Below are 18,783 nucleotides of genomic sequence, written 5' to 3' on the forward strand. Positions count from 1 at the left end.
CCAAACCCCTTCGTCTACTCTGCGACCACCGCACTGTTAGCTTTGGTTACGTTGAGACATTATCTGCGATAACGGGAACGGCAATGGTCACGGTTGCACGTACGAGCGAGGCGGATCCACCGGAGCGCATTCTGCGCGCCGCGGCCGCCATTCTGGCCGCCGACGGCCGAGAGGCGGTCTCCACCAGAGCTGTCAGCGCGATGGCGAATGTCCAACCGCCCACCATCTACCGGCACTTCGGCGACATGCGCAGGCTGCTGGATGCAGCGGCCAGCCGGGGACTGGCGGACTACCTCGCCCTCAAACGCAGTCAGCCGTCCACCTCGGATCCCGTGGAGGACCTTCGTCACGGGTGGAACATCCACGTGGAGTTCGGCGTCAGCAATCCACATGTCTATGCCGTGTTGTACGGCGACCCGCGCCCGGACTCCAAGCCGCAGGGCGTGGCCGAAGGCGACGCCATCCTGCGGGGCCTTGTCCATCGCATTGCCGAAGTGGGCCTACTGCGCGTCGGCATCGAGCGGGCCGCCGACATGCTGCACTCCGCTTGCCGAGGCGTCACACTCACTCTCATCGCGACCCCGCCCGAGCAGCGCGATCCTGACCTGTCACCGGCCACGCGGGAGGCCATCCTCACCGCGATCACCACCGGTGCGACGAAGCCGCGCACAGACGCCGGTGTGGCGCCCCGCGCCCTCGCACTCAAATCCGTCCTCGAACCCCGCCCACAGAACCTCAGCGCCGCCGAGACGGCACTGCTGGGCGAGTGGCTGGATCGGCTGAGCACGGCCACCGACCAAGCACCGCGCACGCGCACCTCGAAAAGCTCAGGCTGACAAGAGCTCCCGAGCCGGTCCGGTTTCACATCCTCATATTACCGTTGATACCAGCACCGTGCTATCGTCGATAAAATCGAAGATAGCAGGGAAGTGATAACGATGGAAACAACCCGGTCAACGGCACCTCGGGTGGCAATGGTCCTCGGCGGCTCCGGCGGTATCGGCGCCGCAGTCAGCCGCCGCCTGGCGAACAGCGGCATGTCCGTGGTGGTGCACTATGCCGGCGGAGCCGGTCGCGCCCAGCAGGTAGTTCGCGAACTGCGCGACAACGGCGCAACGGCAACCGCTTTCGGCGGCGACGTAGCCGATCCGGACGACATGGCGGCACTGTTCAAGCACGCCGACGAGGAATTCGGGGGCGTGGACGTGGTGGTCAACACCGCCGGCATCATGACGCTGGGGCCACTGGCCCAGTTCGATCTCGACGAGTTCGACCGCATGGTCCGCGTCAACGTCCGCGGAACATTTGTGGTCACCCAGCAAGCCGTGCGCCACCTGCGCGACGGCGGCTCCCTGATCAACTTCTCCACGTCGATCACGCGCCTGCAGACACCCACCTACGCGGCCTATGCCGCGACCAAAGGTGCCGTCGAGGCGATGACCCTGATCGCTGCCAGGGAGCTTCGCGGACGCAACATCACCGTCAACACCGTGGCACCCGGTCCCACCGCTACCCCGCTGTTCCTGGATGACAAGCCGACCGATCTGATCGAACGGATCTCGGCGCTGTCGCCCATGGAACGGATCGCGCAGCCTGACGACATCGCCGCCGTGGTCGCCGATCTGGCCCGGCCCTATGGATGGGTCAGCGGCCAGACGGTGTTCGTGAACGGGGGTGCGGCCTGAGGACCTACCGCCAGATATGGCCGATATGCACGAGTTCCCCACGGCCCGAAGTCAATTCGGCCACCACAGCCTGCAGCCGCTCGTCACCGACAATGGTCAGGATTGCCCGCTCGGCGTAGGCCACTTCGGCGACTTCGAATCCCCGGCCCCGCAGTTCGGCTTCCACCCACCCCGCCTCGGCGTGTTCAACGGCGAGCTGATATCGCTGCGACCGCACCCGCGGCCGGAGCTCGATACCCTCCAGAGCGGCGGTGACGGCCCCCGCGTATGCCCGCGCCAGTCCACCGGTACCGAGCTTGACGCCGCCGAAGTGGCGTGACACCACCGCGGCGATATTGACCAGATCCTTGGACTTCAGGACGCTCAACATGGGCGCGCCCGCTGTTCCGCCGGGTTCACCGTCATCGCTGTGCCGCTCGATGCGCGACTCACCCTCGACGATGTAGGCGTAACAATGGTGGCCCGCTCCTCGCTCTGCCGCCCGCGCCACGGCGAGGAGCTCCTCGAACTCGGATTCTTCCTCCACCTGGCGTAGCCGTGCGATGAACCGCGACTTCTTGATCAGCTCCTCGGCGTACGGCCTGGCATCCGGGTCAAGCGTGAACGGCATGCCCAGATTCTAGGAACTACCGCGTGATCAATCCGCGGCACTCGAGCTGCCGAGAAGATCACGGACGCGGTTGGCAACCTTGGTGAACTCGGGACGCTCCATGGTCGCCGCGTAATCACGGTCCGCCGGCAGATCGACCTCCAGCGTCTCGACGATGCGACCTGGCCTGGGGCTCATCACGACCACCCGGTTGGCGAGATACACAGCTTCTGCCACCGAATGGGTGACCAAGACAACGGTGGTCCCGGTCTCCCGCCAGATCCGGTGCAACTCGATGTTCATCTTTTCTCGGGTCAAAGCGTCCAGCGCGCCGAATGGCTCATCCATCAACAGCACCTCGGGTTCGTGCAACAGCGCACGGCACAAGGACACTCGCTGCTGCATACCGCCAGAGAGCTCGTGCGGCAGCGCGTTTTCGAATCCGGAGAGCCCCGTCATCTCGATCAGCTGATCACAGCGGCTCTGAGCTGCCTGCCGCCCCATGCCGCGCATCTCGGCCTGCAGCAGGATGTTCTTGCGGACCGATCGCCATTCCAGAAGCGCCGCTCGTTGGAAGACGTAGCCAATCTCCCGCTGCGGACCGCGGACCTGCTTGCCCCGCAACCGGACCTCGCCACGCGTCGGATCCGTCAGACCGGCGACCACCTTCAGCAGGGTGGACTTGCCGCAGCCGGAAGGACCTGCGATGGAGACGAACTCGCCTTCGGCGACCTTGAGGTCGATGTCGCAGAGCGCGTTGGTGGTCCCTCGCTTGGACTTGAAGGTCACGTCCAGGTTTGTGATCGTGATGGTGTCAGCGATCACGCCGGTCCCCGGCCTCTCCATGGTCGCACTGGTCATCTTTGCCACCGTCCCTACTGTTCAGCCTTGGGCGCGAAAGACGAATCCCAGTATTCTGCAGAGTCTTTCGCGCTCTCGAGCAGTCCGGCGTCAGCCAGGGTATTCACGGTGGTGGTCCAGTCTTCGGCGGCATTGAACCCTGGCACCTGGTTGGCCGTCGCCGGGGTGGTCAGCAGCGGGATGGTCTGCTCCCACTGCTGCAGCAGCACTTCACGCGGGGGCATCTGCGGGTCTTTGCCTGCCATCGCGTCCACCGCGGCCTCGGGGTCTGCAGCGGCGGAGGCGAACGCCTCGCTGGTGGCATCCACCATGGCCTGGACCAACTCCGGGTCCTCAGCGATGGTCGCCGTGTTGGCAATCAGTCCGTTACTGAAGAAGTTCAGACCCGCGTCGGAGTACTTCAGGTACCGCACCTCTTTGCCGCTCTTGTTGGCGATGGTGGGCCCTTGGTCGTGCGCGAATCCGATCAGGCCGTCGACTCGTCCGGACAGCATGGCGGCCATCTTGCCCGCAGCATCGAGGCTCTGCTGCGTCACCTGGTCAGCAGGCACACCCACCTTGTCGAGGTAAATGGGGAACGTGGTCGTGGGGGCGTCGCCCGCCGATACCGCAATGGTGCGCCCGGCCAGGTCCTGAGGCGACTCGATACCCGAGTCCGCGAACACCTGCACCGCTGACGGAGTGGTCTGCAGGAATACCCCGACGCTCTTCACCTCGACGCCCTTGTCGATGTTGCTCAGCACTGCCGGGGTGTCGGCCCAACCGAAGTCGACCTGCCCGGAGCCGACGGCCTGAACGGTCTTGGTCGAGCCCTGGCCGGCGTCGATGGTCAGGTCGATACCGTGTTCGGCGAAGATGCCCTCTTGGACTCCGTAATAGAAGGGCGCGTGCTCGCCGTAGGGGTACCAGTTCAGCATCAGGGAGGCCGAGGTTGTGCCGGCCGGCGCCGCGGGCGACTCGTCGCCGTTGTCTTGGCTGGCACCGCCACTGCATGCGGCAAGCACCAGCGCCGCCGCTGCGGCCAACGTGACGGTGCGACCGCGACGAGTTGTGAGAGTCGAGCTCATGATTGCCTCCGGAGTTGGATCAAGGGTTTGGGCGGGATCAGGCGGTGGTGGCCGAGGAACCAGCGCGGCGGGACGAGTGCCACGGAATGAGCATCTTCTCGGCTATCTCGATAACGGCGAACAAGACGATCCCCAGCCCGGACATGATGATCAGTGCAGCGAAAAGCATTGCAGTGTCGACATTTCCGTTGGCCTGCAAGATCACGTACCCCAGCCCCGCGTTGGCGCCCACGAACTCGCCCACCACGGCACCGGTGACCGCGAGCGTGGCGGCGACCTTCAGACCCGACATCAACTGCGGTAGTGAGGCGGGAAAGCGGATCTTCATGAAGGTCTTGAGGCGGCTGGCACCCATGGTGGAGGTCAACTCGAGAATCTCGGGGTCCACCGAACGCAGTCCGGCCAGCCCGGAAATCACGATGGGGAAGAACGCCATCAACACGGCGACAAGGATCTTGGGCGAAGTGCCGAACCCCAGCCACACGATGAACAGCGGTGCGATGGCGATCTTCGGAATGACCTGCGCAAACAGGATCAACGGGTACACCGTCTTCTCGAGGTTCGACGAATACACCATGATGACCGCTACGAACACACCGACCAGCGCCGCGATGACGAATCCGACGATGGTTTCCCAAGCGGTGACCCAGGTGTTGGAAGCGAGATAGCCGGCGTTGTCCTGCATGGTTCGCCAGGTGTCGATCGGCGACGGCAGGATGTAGGGCGCCACCATGCCGGCTTCGGTGACCGCCCACCAGGCGAGCATCAGAGCGACGACAAGAGCGACGGGCCGCCACAATGCGGACAGCGTCTTCTGCGGCGAGAACCCGATGAATCGGCGACGAGGGGAACCCGGCGTGGGTGATGGGGAGCCCTGGGGTCGGACCCCGGCCGATGCGGCTACTGCCATGAACTGTCCTAAGGTCGCAGTGTTCCGGGCCTGGTGTTGCGGTTCCCGGCGTGGAATGCGCTTTCCGTAGATCTCGACACTAACGTGACCCACTGCACACTGTCAACGGACTCGTGCCGCACGTCGCCTGTCATGTCGGTGCCGCCACTACCCCGCGGTGGTTTCATTGGAGCAATTTCGAAAGGGTTCGACATGAAAGCTGACCGACGTGGGCTGGTCACCCTCGAGGATGTGGCGCGGCACGCTGGTGTTTCGCTGGCCACCGCCTCGCGCGCCCTCAACGGCAGCGAACGCAAAGTGCGCAAGGAGCTACAGGAGCGGGTTCTGGCCTCGGCGGCGGTGCTCAACTACACGCCAAATGCCCAGGCCCAGGCCATGGCTCGGGGGCGCACGAACGTGATCGGCCTGATCGTCCACGACATCGCCGATCCGTACTTCGCCAGCATCGCCGCCGGCGTCATCGATGCCGCCGACCAAGAGGGCCTGTTGGTCACCTTGGCCAGCACCGGTCGCTCGATGGAGCGAGAAGTGGCCCATGTGGCGAACTTTCGAGCCCAACGCGCGCAGGGTGTCATCATCGTGGGCAGCCGCGATGCGAACACCGACCGTCGCGGTCCGCTGGGCCAGGAAGTGGCCGCCTTCGAGGGTGGGGGTGGCCGGGCGGTGCTGGTGAGTCAGCACCGCCTCGACACCGACACCATTGTGGTGGAAAACCAGTCCGGCGCCCGCGATCTGGCCACTGAGCTCATCCGCCTCGGATATCGCCGGCATGCGATTCTTGCAGGTCCGCCCCATTTTCTGACTGCGGTCGACCGAGCTGGTGGCTACCGCAGAGGCCTCACCGCAGCCAAGCTGTCCCCAGCACCGAATCTGGTGGTCCATGGCGACTTCACCAGGGACGGCGGCTACCGCGCGGCGGAGACGCTGATCGAGCACCTCGATCAGATCGATTGTGTGTTCGCCGTCAACGACATCATGGCCGTAGGCGCCATGGCGGCCTTCCGTGACCACGGCATCTCGGTTCCCGGCGACGTCGCACTGGCCGGGTTCGACGACATCGTCACCCTGCGCGACGTGACTCCGCGCTTGACCACAGTGCAGATCCCGCTCACCGAGATCGGCGCGCAAGCCCTGCGACTGGTGCTCCAGGAGCCCGGCCCGCAGTCACGGATCCGACGCGTCAAGAGCACGGTGGTACTACGCGAGAGCACGCCGGCACTGCATCACTGAGTCAGCACATCACCCGAGCCGACTCTTGCCGATCAATTGGAAAGCGCTTACCTTAAGCGCATGACAGCTGACACCATCCGCATCATCATGAACGGCGTCACCGGACGCATGGGCTATCGCCAGCACCTCGTTCGGTCGATTCTGGCCATCCGTGATGAAGACGGCTTGGAGCTGCCCGACGGCCGGCGCATCCAGGTCGAGCCGGTGCTCGTCGGGCGCAACGCCGCCAAGCTCGCCGAACTGGCTGCCCACCACGGCATCGCCGAATACACCACCTCACTCGATGACGCCCTGGCCGACGAGACCACCCAGATCTACTTCGACGCCCAGGTGACCTCCGAGCGCAAGAAGGCCATCCTCAAGGCCCTGGCTGCAGGCAAGCACGTCTACACCGAGAAGCCGCTGGCCGAGACCGTCGAGGAAGGACTGGAGCTGGCCGAGGCGGGCGCCGCAGCGGGCACCGTCAATGGCGTGGTGCACGACAAGATCTACCTGCCTGGCCTGGTGAAGCTGAAACGGCTCATCGATTCCGGCTTCTTCGGCCGGATCCTCTCGGTCCGAGGCGAATTCGGCTACTGGGTGTTCGAGGGTGACCTGCAGCCGGCACAGCGCCCCAGCTGGAACTACCGCGCGGCCGACGGCGGCGGCATGGTGCTGGACATGTTCTGCCACTGGAACTACGTGATCGAGCACCTGTTCGGCCGGGTGGATTCAGTGATAGCCAAGGCCGTCACCCACATTCCCCAGCGCTGGGATGAGCAGGGCCGGCCATATGAGGCCACCGCCGACGACGCCGCCTACGCCATCTTCGAGGTCGGCGACGCCATCGTCCAGATGAACTCATCCTGGGCAGTTCGGGTGGAGCGCAAGGAACTCGTCGAGTTCCAGGTCGACGGCACGCACGGCTCCGCCGTCGCAGGACTGTTCGGCTGTCGCATCCAGCCCCGAGTGCGCACGCCGAAACCCGTGTGGAATCCGGATCTTCCGACCGATCACGACTTCCGCTCAGACTGGGATGAGATCCCGGACAACCAGACCTTCACCAACGGTTTCCGCGCCCAGTGGGAGCAGTATCTGACCGACGTTCTCGACGGCCGCCCCCACCCCTATGACTTCATGTCCGCGGTGCGTGGACTGCAGTTGGTCGAAGCCGGTCTGACGTCCTCGGCCGAAGGCCGCCGCGTCGAGCTGAAGAAGCTGGGCAAATGACGGTCACCTTGGGCGCCGACACCGTCACACTGCCCACCGCCGACGGAGGCTGGGAAACCGTCACCGTGACGGCCCCGCCAGACTGGACCGAACACCCGGACGGATTTGCCGTCCGGGTGGCCTTCGCCGCCGCGCACGTCGCCGCAGATCCGCGGGGAGACAACGTTCCCGGCGCTCCCGCTGCGGTCGACTGGGACTCGACCCTGGCGTTCCGGCGCGACCTGTTCCGCTACGGCTTCGGCGTCGCCGAGGCCATGGACACCGCCCAGCGCAACATGGGCTTGAACTGGTCGGCCACCCAGGAGTTGATCCGGCGCAGCGCCGCACAGGCTCTCGGCTGCGGCGCCCGCATCGCCTCCGGCGCGGGCACCGACCACTGCGCCACCCTTACTTCCGTGCAAAGCGTTATCGACGCCTACACCGAGCAGGTCGAGTTCGTGGAGAGCACCGGCTCCGAGGTGATACTGATGGCGTCGCGGCACCTGGCCGGCATTGCCCGCGGTGCCGAGGATTACCTCCAGGTGTACGGCCACCTGCTCGAACAGGCCTCCCGGCCGGTGATCCTGCACTGGCTCGGTGAGGCTTTCGACCCGCAGCTGCGCGGCTACTGGGGTTCCTGCGACATCGACTCGGCCACAGCCACATTCGTCGGCCTGGTGCACGAACACCGCGACAAGGTGGACGGGGTGAAGGTCTCTTTGCTGTCCGCCGATCACGAGATCGGTCTGCGCGCAGCGCTGCCCGAGGGCGTGCGCCTCTACACCGGCGACGACTTCAACTACCCGGAACTGATCCGCGGGGACGGCACCCATCACTCCGACGCCCTGCTGGGTGCGTTCGCCGCGGTGGCGCCTGCCGCCTCGGCCGCGCTGGCCGCGCTGGACCGCGGCGATGTCGCGGGGTACGACGCCGCCATGAACCCCACCCTGGCACTGTCTCGGCACATCTTCACCGCGCCCACCTACCACTACAAAACCGGAATCGCGTTCCTGGCGTGGCTCAACGGCCTGCAGCCCGGTTTCACCATGATCGCCGGCCTGCAGAGCGCACGCAGCGCCGTGCACCTGTCGGGGGTGTTCTGCTTGGCCAATGACGCTGGGCTGCTTCGTGATCCGGAACTGGCGAGTAGGCGGATGACGGCATGGCTGGACGTACAGGGCATCTCCCGATGACCGAGGTTCTCGATGTGCCGTCCGGCCTGTCGGCCCGGGTCACCACGGCCGGTCCCGGCGACCCGCGACTGGCGCGCCTGTCGCTCAACCAGCGGACCACCGCATCCTGGGATCTACGCGGCGCCATCGACGGCTGTCTCGACGCCGGTCTGCCCTCCATCGGCGTCTGGCGTGAACCCGTCGCCGAGGTGGGCCTGGCCACCGCCGTCCGCTGGATCGAGCAGTCCGGACTGCGGGTGTCTTCGGTGTGCCGCGGCGGGTTCTTCACCGTCGCCGACGCCTCCGAACGTCGCGTGGCGCACGAGGAGAACCTGCGTGCGCTCGACGAGACCGCCGCGCTGGGGGCCCCCACGCTGGTGCTGGTCCCCGGTGGCCTGCCCGCCGGTGACCGCGATCTGAGCGCCGCCCGGCAGCGCGCCACCGACGCGATCGCCGCGTTGGCGGCCGAGGCAGCCCAGCGCGGTGTGCGACTGGGCATCGAACCGATGCACCCCATCTTCGCCGCGGACCGCGGCGTCGTCTCTACGCTGCGCCAGGCGCTCGACATCGCCGAACTGTTCCCCGCCGACCAGGTGGGCGTGGTGGTCGACACCTTTCATCTGTGGTGGGAGCCGAACATCTCCGAGCAGATCACCCGTGCGGGTCAGCGGATCACCAGCTACCAGATCGGTGACTGGATCACTCCCCTGCCGGCCGACGCGCTGCTGTCGCGCGGCATGGTGGGTGACGGTCACATCGACTTCGCCGCGTTCACCGCGGCCGTCGCCGCCACCGGCTACTCCGGTGACGTCGAAGTCGAGATCTTCAACGCCGACATCTGGGCGGCCCCGGGCGCCGACGTGGTGGCGACCATGATCCGGCGTTACTGCGAACTCGTCGAGCCGCATCTGACACGCGTGTCCTGATCGCATCCGACAAGTTCTCCGGCTGCCTGCCGCGCGTCTTCGGCAGGCGTTCGCAGCGATCTAGACGACGTTTGCCCCCAAAATGACACTTCCCGCCACATGCCAGGTAGCCTCGCCTTGATTTGGCGCGCATCCAGGTGAGAGGCAGTCGATGCCACAAGGGCTTCAGCGGTGGTGGCACCACCCTGACCACTACTACTGGGTAACGGCCTATCTGGCCGCCCAGGGGTTGCAGCCTGTGGTGTGCCGTGTGGTGGCGCTGACGACGACCGTCATGGGGTTGCTCCCCGTGGTGATGCTGACCAGTCCCGTCGGCCCGCAAGATGCCTTCGGTCGCGGCACCTCGGTGTTCATCTGCGTTGCCTGCCTGGTGATGGCCGCTTTCTGGCTCCGTCCCACCTGGCCCAGCCGGGGTGCCTCCACCGCTTTCGTGGTGTGCTCCAGCCTGCTCATCTCGCTGACCTGCCTCACCGGCGGAGACATCCTGGCCAACACCACCGCAGGCGCCGCCTTCGCGATCCTCAGCGCCTACGTCGGGCTGCTACACGCTTCCCGGCTGGTGGTGTTCAACCTGACTGTCGCGTTCCTGACCCTGATGGTGACAACCACGCAGCTGGCCATGGATCGCGACATCGTCTTCGCATTGACAACCGCAGTCTTCGTCATCCTCGTCAACGCCGCGGTGCCGGTGGCCTGCCAGACGCTGGTCCAGATGCTCGAGGTCGATGTGCTCACCGACGACATCGACACCACCACCGGACTGCTCAACAAAGAAGCCTTCTACGTTCAGGCCAGTGAAATGATCGGCGCCCGCAACCGCGGTGACGACCGTTACCTGGTCATCGTGGTCACCACCCTGGACCAGTTCCGGGCACTCGGCGAGACCAAGGGCAAGGTCGCGACCGACCGGGCCAGGGTGGCCATCGCCCAGACTCTGCGCGACGTCACCCGCCGTGGCTCGGTGGTGGCACACGTGGGCGAGGAGGAGTTCCTGATCGCCGACGCCTTCCAGACCACCGACGTCAGCCCCCTCACCGACCGGCTCAGCGGTGCCATCGCCGCAAGCCCGCCCAAGCTGACCGCCAGCATCGGTGTGGTCAGCACACCGCTGCGCGCCCTGACCAACACACCCTCCTACGACGTCCTCGACGAGCTGGTGACCATCGCGACCGTCGCCATGTTCGACGCCCGGCTGGCTGGTGGCAACCAGGTGCGCTACGTCGAATGTCCGCCGCTGCGCGTGATCAACCGTCCCGACGACTGACCTCGACTCCTCTTTCCGGGCTCGCCCCTCATCCCGCGGCGACTGTCAGACATGGCGGACCTGGTTACCGCCGGAGCGCTTGGCGATGTACATGGCGGCGTCGGCCTTGGCACACAGATCGTCGACGAACTCCTGCCGAACCCGCTCATCGAGAGCGTCGACCCGGCCCACCGCCGCGCCGACGCTGGCGGTGATGGGAAACGGCAACGCCGCCACCGCATCACAGATCTTCTGCGCCAGGGGTGTGCGCTCCTCGGTGGATACGAAATCAGCGATCATGAACTCCTCGCCGCCCACCCGGCCGGTGACCACCCGACCACAGGCGATGGCCGACAACTCGCGGCCCACCGCGATCAGCGCCTGATCGCCGACGGCGTGGCCATTGGTGTCATTGAGCAGTTTGAAGCGGTCCAGATCCACCATCACCATCACCAGATAGCGCGGCGACGTCGTTCCTGAGTGCAACCATTCCTCGATACGGTCGAAGAACGCGCGCCGGTTCAGCAGTCCGGTCAGCGGGTCGTGACGGGCCTGCAACAGATCGATACCCAGGACGTGCACCACCGCCTGCAACCCGAAGGGCACGCCGGTGTTCATCAGCAGCACAAGCAGCAACGCAGCCACCACCTCGGCGGGGTCAACCCCGAACCCGTGCCGAAGTATCTGCAGCACACACACATACACCGCGACGGCGAAGTTGTAGGCCATGTAACCGGCGCTGTGGAAACAGGCGATGTACCCGCCGGTGATGGCAAATGCCACGCAGCCGACCAGGCCCACCATCGGATCCGACTGTGCCTGGCACACCGCCGCGATGCACAGATTGATCACCAAGAGGAAAGCGATGGACTGCCGCTTGGTCGGCCAGCGGGTCACCCACAGCGCCGTGCAGCCCAGCATGCCCGCGATCGCGATCCAGGTCAGCAGCCTCAGGCCGCTGCCCTGCACCGCCGTCGGGCTCAACATCAGCACCGTGGACACGAGGGCCAGCATCGAGGTGATGGACGCGATCAGGGCGCGGCTGACAGTGAGCATGCCGCGGGTGCGCAAGTAGCTGCTGATCCAGCCGTACGAGTCCGGTTGCCGCCACCATCGCTTGATGGAGGTGACTATCGGAACTTCCGCGACCATGTGGTGTGACCCTGCCCCCGCGCTCGGTGTTTGGGCTGCAGAATACTCACTCGATCACAGGACCCTTACAAGTGCGCGCCCTGCGGCGTCGGCACACGAGGGCGGCCACTGCCCGCCTTGTCCAGGGCGAGGATGTGCGCGTTCGGGGCAATGTGGATGGCTCGCAACAAGTCTGGCGAGGTGTTTTCAGATGACTTCTCACCCACCCGTAGGTCATCACGATCGATCCGGTGGCCGGGTTCACTCGCCAGACCGTCGACGGCCAGGTCGTGTACCTGTTGGAGCGCTGCCGTGCAGTTTGCCTCATCGACGAATACCGACCTGTCTCCTAATCGGCGAAGCGGAGAGTGATCAGCGCTGTGGGCTCGATAGCTCGACCTGGGGATGGGCTCTGCGAAACGATCTGATTGCTTCGGTACCCCGAGTCGGCAACATCGGGCTCTCTGCTCAGTACGCCCGCCCACCCTGCCGCACGACCGGTGATGTCCGGCATGGTGATCCTCGCAGGTGGTGGCGCTGAGATACTTGCCGATGTCGAAGCTTGTGCAGAGGTTGTCAGAGTTTCTTCGTTTGCCGGCTCTGCAGAGCAAGCTCCCGCCATCACGGCAATGACCGCCATCGCCACCAGGGAAGTTCGCATCAACCTACGTGGTCGTGCTGGTGGCGCCAGTGTCGACGTCGCGGGTCGGACATCGTTGATCAACTCAATCTCGCTGACTTGTAACGGGTTGGGAGTTTTGAGCCGGATAACGCCCGCCCTGAGATGAGTGAGCTCGACCATGCAGATCAGCATCACATCCCCTTCGATTGGTTGGTGCGTTATCAGAGATGGAGAATCCTGGGCCCACATGCGTTAGTTCTGTGCGTGATTCAGACGGTGTGGAGCTGTGTCGCTTCCACAGAACGGGATCGATCAGACCTTGTCCGGACTATCCTCGAACCTCGTCGGTGTACCAGACCAATCAGTTCCTGTCTCAAATCCGAAGTCAAAACCGGCTGAATGCGCTCGCCTGCAACGCATCACTGGCCCGTCCGCCCTGCCGCCGCGCCCAACTGATGGGGCGGCAAGCACAACCGTCGAGTTTCGAGCGGAATCTTTGATAATTGCTGCGGCAGTCTGTCGTCCGTCGGTAGAGTCAGGTTAGCCAGCGAGGAGGACCGATTCGACAGTCGGCCCAGCCGGCTGCCACCACACGGAGCCACCACCACATGGCGGGAGGATCTTTTTGTCCGATGCCAGCCGAACTTGCTCGACTCGTTGTAGTACTGAGAAGAACACTGGAATCTCTCCACGGGTCCGTTGACGACTTGGCCCGCGAGTTGATGAGGGTGCTCGGCGTCAACGAGACAGATCGGCGTGCACTCGAACTCATTCTCCTCGCGCGCGAAAATGTCACAACGCCGGGGCTTCTGGCCCACCGGCTCGGCCTCACCCCCGCCGGCACCACGATCGTGCTGAACCGCTTGGAGAAGCTCGGCTACGTCAGTCGATCGCTACATCCAACAGATCGCCGCCGCGTGATCGTCGTGGCCACAGATCTCGCGTATCGCCGGATCTCAGAACTCCTCTCCCCCATGCTCGACCAGGGTGCAAAGGTGTTGTTGAGCTACAACGCGGCTGAGATTTCCCTGATCGCCGGTTTCCTCAGCCATACCGTTGAACTGCAACAAGCTCACGTGGCTCGGTTGCGCGAATTGAGCCCTTACCCGCACTAGCCATGGGCGGGGTCGACGTCCCTACCCACGTATTAGGCAGGCGATGATGGGCGTCCTACCGCTCGGGCCGACCGCTCTCCGGGCTTCAGTGCCGCCAAAACTCGGCTAGCGTTGGAAATGAACATCTTTGCGCAATTCGTTAAACCGACATGATTATCTCTCATTTAATTATCCGAATTTAATTAACTGCATTTAATGACCAGTTTGCCATCATGGACTTCCATCTTGTCTACCTGCATGGACTGTCGTTGCTTTATTTGCGAGTGACCATGGCATGGTTGCGACATTTCCATTCATGCCCCGCCACTGTTTTCCTCAGGTAATTTGCGGATATCCAGTCCGCCAATTACCAGGAGATTGCATGAGTGCTACCGTCCGCTCACGTCTGAACATCGGCATTGCGGTAGCGGGTGCAGGCGTGATAGCGCTTGCCCCGATCAATCCACCGATGCCCACCATCGCCGCGCCGTTGGAGCAGTCGATATCCACGGCTGCGGTAGCGCTCAGCGCAACAACCAACCCCATCGAGCAATGGCTGGAGATCATCAGCACCACGTTCACAAATGGCAGCGCGTTGCTCGAGACGTATCTGGATGATCCCGCGCCGATACTGCGCCAACTGATTCTCAACGGAATCGGCTACGGCGAGCTGACGGTCACGACATTGCAGACCGCGATCACAGGCATCGTGAACATCCTGAGCCTGGACAACCCCGAAGGGCTTGCGGCACAGCTCAAGACGGCGACGCAGCAGATCCTGGACGGGGACATCTATAACGGCCTGACCACGTGGCTGACGGTACCGCTAGGACTTGTGATCGCCGGGGGCCTCCCGCTGATCGGTCTGTTTGACATCCCGACGAAGATGGCACAGAACTTCGCGAATGTGGTCGCGGTACTTCCGCAGGTCATCGGAGGGCTGGGCTTCGGAGCCATCACCACTTTCCTGGGCACCGTCCAGGCGACCACGTATCAGCTCCAGGGCGTCTACGACGCGGTACAGGCTGGTGACTGGCTGGGCGCAATCAACGAGATCATCGCCCTTCCCGGCGCGACCGTCGACGGCCTGCTCAACGGGTTCCCCCTCACAGGGGCCCCCGGGCTGCTGAGCCAGTACGGTCTCTTTAGCGAGTTGATCAGGGGTTTCAACACCATCGCACAGGCGATTACTCCGGACACGACGTTGATGTCCCAACCTTTTGCCGCGAAGGTGGCTGATCCCGGACCGTCCGCGCTCCCTTCGGACGCCTCGACGGTTGAGACGATCACCCTGGACACCGATTCTGGTGTCACAGGCGTTGCGGCCGCGGCCGCCGAGACCACCCCGGCCGAGACCACCGTCACCGAACCCGTTGTTACAGAACCCGTTGGGGATCCCATCGCGACAGAGCCTGCCGCCGAACTCGTCGTGACCGAGCCGACCGTCACCGAACCTGTCGCCGTCGAACCCGTTGAGACGGAACCGATCGTGACCGAGCCCGTCGCGACAGAGCCTGCCGCAGAAGCCGATACCGACACCAAGCCCGCCTCGAAGCGGGCATGGAGGACACCCTCGGTACGGACATCCGATGGCGACACCAGCAAGACCAGCGGCATCCGGCCCGACCGCAGCACGAAGGGTGAGTCCACGAAGCCCAGTCGGTCGTCCCGCTCCGAAAACCGCTCAGAAAGCGCCGGTTCCAGCAAGGACAGCACCGCTTCCGAAAAGGGTAGCGGTGTGTCCGGAAGTGATTCTTCCGGCGCCGCAGCGTAAACAACCCGGATACGACCGGTGGGCCCCGCTCCTGAGCGGGGCCCACCGGCGTCTCACATCACGGCATCGGCGGCAGTTTGTCCAAGTGCCCCGAAAACACTGGGGCCCAAGCGGATCACAGCCGTACTCCGCGCTACCTGGTCGCTCACGTGACGTTGGTCGTGGTGAGCGTCGGGGACGGATTCGGGTAGCACGAGGTCGCGACATTGGTACCCCCGATTATGGGCACGGTCACCCGGGTGGTCATGGTCATGCCGGGACTGGAGTAGCTTGTCCCGGCATACTTGCTGGTGACCGTACCGGGAGCGTCAGCAGTCACGTTGATAGTGACCGCCGGCGGTGTGAAAGAGGAACCCCCGTTGATGGGGCCAGGAATGGTGAGCACAACGTCGGACCCCACGAGGGCCACCGAGGGCGCCCCGCCCGGGACACTTCCGCCGGAAATACTGGTGGACACAAATGTCGAATTCGCCGGGACCGGAATGAGCATCTTCAGATTGCTGATGTTCTGGACCGTGAATCCGGATGCTGAAGACGGGACCGACGAGGCCCCCGGAGTGAGAGTAATGGCGAGTGGAGAACCTGCAGTCACTGAACCCGACGGCGCGGTAGTGCCATCGACCGACGTTGTCATACTCGATGTCTGAGCGACACCGGCAACTGTGCCCTGACAACTCCAATTGACGCTGGTGGCCGCATTCGCTACTCCAGCGAAGCACACAGCGGCGGCGAGCACCATCGGTGTCACAGCGCCAGTGCGAAGTAGCGTGGATGTATTGGATCGCATAGTTTCTCCCGGGAGATTAGCGGTTACGACATGGCCAAAGCGCCACGCCGCGGTAAAGCAAACAAAAGGTAACTCGCATTCACGAAAATTCCGCGCACATATTGGACATGTTTTGATTACGATATTCGTTTATCTCATTTAGTTAATTACAATTAGTATTCGACGGAGAAAATCTATTTGGATGGGTTAACAAATATTGATGTCGGCATCGCGAGTAATTCCGCTGACGTCTGCGAAGCACAGAAGGGGCGCCATTTCCGCCTGACAGCGGCCCGACCCCGAACGGCTGTAACGCGGTGCAGTTAGATCGCTGGATTCAACACGGCGGCAACTACTTTCATTTCAGACGCCGACGTTGACGGTCACCAGGGCGAGCCGATTCGAGAGAAACCTGGTCGGCCGTCGAAGAGTCAACCGGGTAGCCCGTTGGCGTCGTGTTCACTCGCGTCGGGGACATTGGACGCGAGGATCGTGGCCAATGGCAGAAAAACACCGTCGACGATCTCGGCGATCGTCTGCGGGGACGCTGGACGCATCGACATGAAAAGGTCGTGGCGGAGCAGATCACTGGGCAGTGCCTTGACGCGGTCCGGCAGTGGGTTTGGCCCGAGTTCGCCGCGGGCAACCGCACGTTCGACAATCACGTCCATCAGCGAGCGACCCCCGGACAGGAACAGCTCGCGAAATTGAGCGGGACTGCCGCCCTCTTGATCGAAGTACGCACCGAGTCGAACGGTGAGCAGCCCAATGAGCCCGGACCTCCGGTTGTTCAGCTCGTGCAGGACAGCGAATACGTCGCCGCGGAGACTGCCGGTGTCCGGGGCCTTGATCTCGTCAATCTGACCGCGCCGTTGAATCGTCGCCTCCAATAGATCAGTTCGCGACGGCCAGCGTCGGTACAGCACCGAACGCGCGGTTTCCGACCGGCTCGCGACCGCGTCGATCGTGAATCTCTCGTAGCCGGCCTCAAGCAACTGATCCCATGCCGCATCGAGGATCGCGGACTCCAGTGCAGCGCCGCGTCGGCGCGACGGTTTAGAGGACACTTGCGTAGCTTATCGCGTGGTGCTACCTTCGGCCAGATAAGCAACAGCTCTGTATCTAAACTGAAGGAGTCCGTCGGTGCCACGTCGTCGCGCCCTCATTTCCGGTGCAAGCATCGCCGGCCCAGTCCTGGCGTTTTGGCTCGCGGAGGCCGGCTGGGAGGTGACCGTCGTCGAGCGCGCCGAGCGCCTCAGGACAAGTGGATATCCCGTTGACGTCCGCGGCACAGCGGTCGACGTCATCCGACGGATGGGCCTGCAGGACGAGCTCGCAGCGGCGAGGTACACCCACGCTCCGATCGAATTGCTCACGCCCGGAGGACATCGACTGACCACGTTGGATTTCGGCAACCTACTCAACGACACGTCCGCCGGCGACGTGGAGATCACCCGGGGAGAACTCGGAAAGATCCTGTACGACGTCGGCGCCGACCGAGTCACCTACGCCTTCGGGGACTCGATCACCGGCATCGAGCAGACCGAGACCGGGGTCAACGTCACCTTCGCGGTCGGCGCGCCACAGTCGTTCGATGTCGTGATCGGAGCCGACGGCATCCACTCCAATGTGCGCCGCCTGGCCTTCGGCGCCGAGCAGACGTTCATCCGACACCTCGGGCCGCTCGCCGCCATCTGGGATCTTCCAGCCGACAACTTCAAACCAGGTGACGGGTTCATGTACTCGCACGCCGGACGGACCGTCGTCGTCGAACGACCCACCGCTGACACACCAGCGCGTGCATTCCTGGCTTTCCGTCACGACGAACCGGGATCGGTGGACACGCGGGACCGGGCCACCGCCGTCGCAGCAATACGGGCGGCGTTCGCCGACGACCGCTGGCGCACAGCCGATGTCATCAACACGGTGGCTGGTACCGAGGACCTCTACTTCGATACCGTCAGCCAGATCCGGATGGATCGGTGGAGCACCGACCGTGTCGCGTTGGTCGGTGATGCCGCTTACGCACCGTCGTTCCTGTCCGGCCAGGGCACCAGCATCGCGATCGCAGGTGCCTACGTGCTCGCAAGCGAACTGGTCCGGCATGAGAGCCCGCGAGCCGCGTTCGAGGCCTACGAACTCCGGCTGCGCAGCTACGTCGAGAAGAACCAGGACCTGGCTCTACGGTCCGACTCGTCGATAATCGCTCGCAGCCGAATAGACCTGTGGCAACGCAATATCCGCCTGTCGCTCGTGCCACTTCTGCAGCGGCTCGGACTTACGGCAGCATCCAGGGCCCCGCTCCGCGAGGCAGCGACCGATCTGGCGCTGGGAGCCGACGATCTGCGGCGGAGTGTCCGCAAACGCTGAGATGCCGGGGCACCACCACCTCCGACGCCGCGTTACCCCTCGCGACAATCGCCCGGCCCGCATCGGGAGATTCGCAGTCGATCAGATCCTGTCCGGGTTACTGACGGTCCTGTAGCGTCATACGCCTGGGTAGATGCGACCCGCCGTCCGCGCCG

At 64.2% G+C, this 18,783-nt stretch carries 17 protein-coding genes; 11 read left to right on the top strand and 6 right to left on the bottom strand.

Features of this window, described 5'->3' with window-relative positions; all coding sequences use genetic code 11:
* Positions 1-83 precede the first annotated feature (83 nt).
* A complete protein-coding gene (locus tag BVC93_RS11670) occupies positions 84-836 on the top strand; it encodes a TetR/AcrR family transcriptional regulator (protein WP_083737335.1) in 753 nt (250 codons plus the stop codon).
* A gap of 102 nt (positions 837-938) precedes the next feature.
* On the top strand, positions 939-1,685 hold the full coding sequence (locus tag BVC93_RS11675; protein ID WP_083737337.1) for an SDR family oxidoreductase: 747 nt from the start codon (positions 939-941) through the stop codon (positions 1,683-1,685).
* 4 nt (positions 1,686-1,689) lie between these two features.
* Here the strand turns inward: BVC93_RS11675 and BVC93_RS11680 are convergent, their stop codons facing one another.
* The 4 genes from BVC93_RS11680 to BVC93_RS11695 are packed head-to-tail and all read right to left on the bottom strand — an operon-like array spanning position 1,690 to position 5,112.
* On the bottom strand, positions 1,690-2,295 hold the full coding sequence (locus tag BVC93_RS11680) for an IMPACT family protein (protein WP_083737339.1): 606 nt from the start codon (positions 2,293-2,295) through the stop codon (positions 1,690-1,692).
* Positions 2,296-2,322: 27 nt separating this feature from the next.
* Positions 2,323-3,135: an ABC transporter ATP-binding protein gene (locus tag BVC93_RS11685; protein WP_083737341.1), complete on the bottom strand. Its 813-nt coding sequence runs from the start codon at positions 3,133-3,135 to the stop codon at positions 2,323-2,325.
* Positions 3,136-3,149: 14 nt separating this feature from the next.
* Positions 3,150-4,202: an ABC transporter substrate-binding protein gene (locus BVC93_RS11690; RefSeq protein ID WP_083737343.1), complete on the bottom strand. Its 1,053-nt coding sequence runs from the start codon at positions 4,200-4,202 to the stop codon at positions 3,150-3,152.
* 37 nt (positions 4,203-4,239) lie between these two features.
* Entirely contained in the window at positions 4,240-5,112 is an 873-nt protein-coding gene (locus tag BVC93_RS11695; protein ID WP_083737345.1) for an ABC transporter permease, read from the bottom strand.
* A gap of 192 nt (positions 5,113-5,304) precedes the next feature.
* On the opposite strand from BVC93_RS11695, the gene BVC93_RS11700 reads away from it, so the two are divergent.
* From BVC93_RS11700 to BVC93_RS11720, 5 genes are all read left to right on the top strand, one after another.
* Entirely contained in the window at positions 5,305-6,342 is a 1,038-nt protein-coding gene (locus BVC93_RS11700) for a LacI family DNA-binding transcriptional regulator (RefSeq protein WP_083737347.1), read from the top strand.
* A 60-nt stretch (positions 6,343-6,402) separates the two neighbouring features.
* A complete protein-coding gene (locus BVC93_RS11705; protein ID WP_192860269.1) occupies positions 6,403-7,551 on the top strand; it encodes a Gfo/Idh/MocA family protein in 1,149 nt (382 codons plus the stop codon).
* A complete protein-coding gene (locus BVC93_RS11710; RefSeq protein ID WP_083737349.1) occupies positions 7,548-8,723 on the top strand; it encodes a dihydrodipicolinate synthase family protein in 1,176 nt (391 codons plus the stop codon). The genes BVC93_RS11705 and BVC93_RS11710 overlap by 4 nt, the downstream gene beginning before the upstream one ends.
* Positions 8,693-9,628, top strand: coding sequence for a sugar phosphate isomerase/epimerase family protein (locus BVC93_RS11715; RefSeq protein WP_236950329.1), 936 nt, complete (start codon positions 8,693-8,695; stop codon positions 9,626-9,628). The genes BVC93_RS11710 and BVC93_RS11715 overlap by 31 nt, the downstream gene beginning before the upstream one ends.
* Positions 9,629-9,779: 151 nt before the next feature.
* Positions 9,780-10,892, top strand: coding sequence for a GGDEF domain-containing protein (locus BVC93_RS11720; RefSeq protein WP_083737353.1), 1,113 nt, complete (start codon positions 9,780-9,782; stop codon positions 10,890-10,892).
* Between the two features lie 45 nt (positions 10,893-10,937).
* Here the strand turns inward: BVC93_RS11720 and BVC93_RS11725 are convergent, their stop codons facing one another.
* On the bottom strand, positions 10,938-12,023 hold the full coding sequence (locus BVC93_RS11725) for a GGDEF domain-containing protein (RefSeq protein ID WP_083737355.1): 1,086 nt from the start codon (positions 12,021-12,023) through the stop codon (positions 10,938-10,940).
* 1,308 nt (positions 12,024-13,331) lie between these two features.
* Here BVC93_RS11725 and BVC93_RS11730 point away from each other — a divergent pair.
* From BVC93_RS11730 to BVC93_RS11740, 3 genes are all read left to right on the top strand, one after another.
* Positions 13,332-13,739, top strand: coding sequence for a MarR family winged helix-turn-helix transcriptional regulator (locus tag BVC93_RS11730; protein WP_236950330.1), 408 nt, complete (start codon positions 13,332-13,334; stop codon positions 13,737-13,739).
* Between the two features lie 361 nt (positions 13,740-14,100).
* Positions 14,101-15,492, top strand: a complete 1,392-nt coding sequence (locus BVC93_RS33060) for a hypothetical protein (protein WP_157516871.1) — start codon at positions 14,101-14,103, stop codon at positions 15,490-15,492.
* Between the two features lie 290 nt (positions 15,493-15,782).
* A complete protein-coding gene (locus BVC93_RS11740) occupies positions 15,783-16,139 on the top strand; it encodes a hypothetical protein (RefSeq protein WP_157516872.1) in 357 nt (118 codons plus the stop codon).
* A gap of 550 nt (positions 16,140-16,689) precedes the next feature.
* Here the strand turns inward: BVC93_RS11740 and BVC93_RS11745 are convergent.
* Positions 16,690-17,325, bottom strand: coding sequence for a TetR/AcrR family transcriptional regulator (locus BVC93_RS11745; protein WP_083737361.1), 636 nt, complete (start codon positions 17,323-17,325; stop codon positions 16,690-16,692).
* 76 nt (positions 17,326-17,401) lie between these two features.
* Between BVC93_RS11745 and BVC93_RS11750 the strand changes: the two genes are divergently transcribed.
* Positions 17,402-18,628 carry an FAD-dependent monooxygenase gene (locus tag BVC93_RS11750; RefSeq protein ID WP_083737363.1) on the top strand — a complete coding sequence of 409 codons (1,227 nt, stop codon included), beginning with the start codon at positions 17,402-17,404 and terminating at the stop codon, positions 18,626-18,628.
* The last annotated feature ends 155 nt before the right edge of the window (positions 18,629-18,783 follow it).

The sequence above is a fragment of the Mycobacterium sp. MS1601 genome, from assembly GCF_001984215.1.
In the GTDB taxonomy this organism is placed as follows: Bacteria; Actinomycetota; Actinomycetes; order Mycobacteriales; family Mycobacteriaceae; genus Mycobacterium.

Coding starts and splice junctions, on each gene's coding strand:
- BVC93_RS11680 (WP_083737339.1), bottom strand. CDS start 2,295: ATGCCGTTCACGCTTGACCCGGATGCCAGGCCGTACGCCGAGGAGCTG.
- BVC93_RS11700 (WP_083737347.1), top strand. CDS start 5,305: ATGAAAGCTGACCGACGTGGGCTGGTCACCCTCGAGGATGTGGCGCGG.
- BVC93_RS11710 (WP_083737349.1), top strand. CDS start 7,548: ATGACGGTCACCTTGGGCGCCGACACCGTCACACTGCCCACCGCCGAC.
- BVC93_RS11720 (WP_083737353.1), top strand. CDS start 9,780: ATGCCACAAGGGCTTCAGCGGTGGTGGCACCACCCTGACCACTACTAC.
- BVC93_RS33060 (WP_157516871.1), top strand. CDS start 14,101: ATGAGTGCTACCGTCCGCTCACGTCTGAACATCGGCATTGCGGTAGCG.
- BVC93_RS11670 (WP_083737335.1), top strand. CDS start 84: ATGGTCACGGTTGCACGTACGAGCGAGGCGGATCCACCGGAGCGCATT.
- BVC93_RS11705 (WP_192860269.1), top strand. CDS start 6,403: ATGACAGCTGACACCATCCGCATCATCATGAACGGCGTCACCGGACGC.
- BVC93_RS11725 (WP_083737355.1), bottom strand. CDS start 12,023: ATGGTCGCGGAAGTTCCGATAGTCACCTCCATCAAGCGATGGTGGCGG.
- BVC93_RS11690 (WP_083737343.1), bottom strand. CDS start 4,202: ATGAGCTCGACTCTCACAACTCGTCGCGGTCGCACCGTCACGTTGGCC.
- BVC93_RS11695 (WP_083737345.1), bottom strand. CDS start 5,112: ATGGCAGTAGCCGCATCGGCCGGGGTCCGACCCCAGGGCTCCCCATCA.
- BVC93_RS11675 (WP_083737337.1), top strand. CDS start 939: ATGGAAACAACCCGGTCAACGGCACCTCGGGTGGCAATGGTCCTCGGC.
- BVC93_RS11715 (WP_236950329.1), top strand. CDS start 8,693: ATGGCTGGACGTACAGGGCATCTCCCGATGACCGAGGTTCTCGATGTG.
- BVC93_RS11685 (WP_083737341.1), bottom strand. CDS start 3,135: ATGACCAGTGCGACCATGGAGAGGCCGGGGACCGGCGTGATCGCTGAC.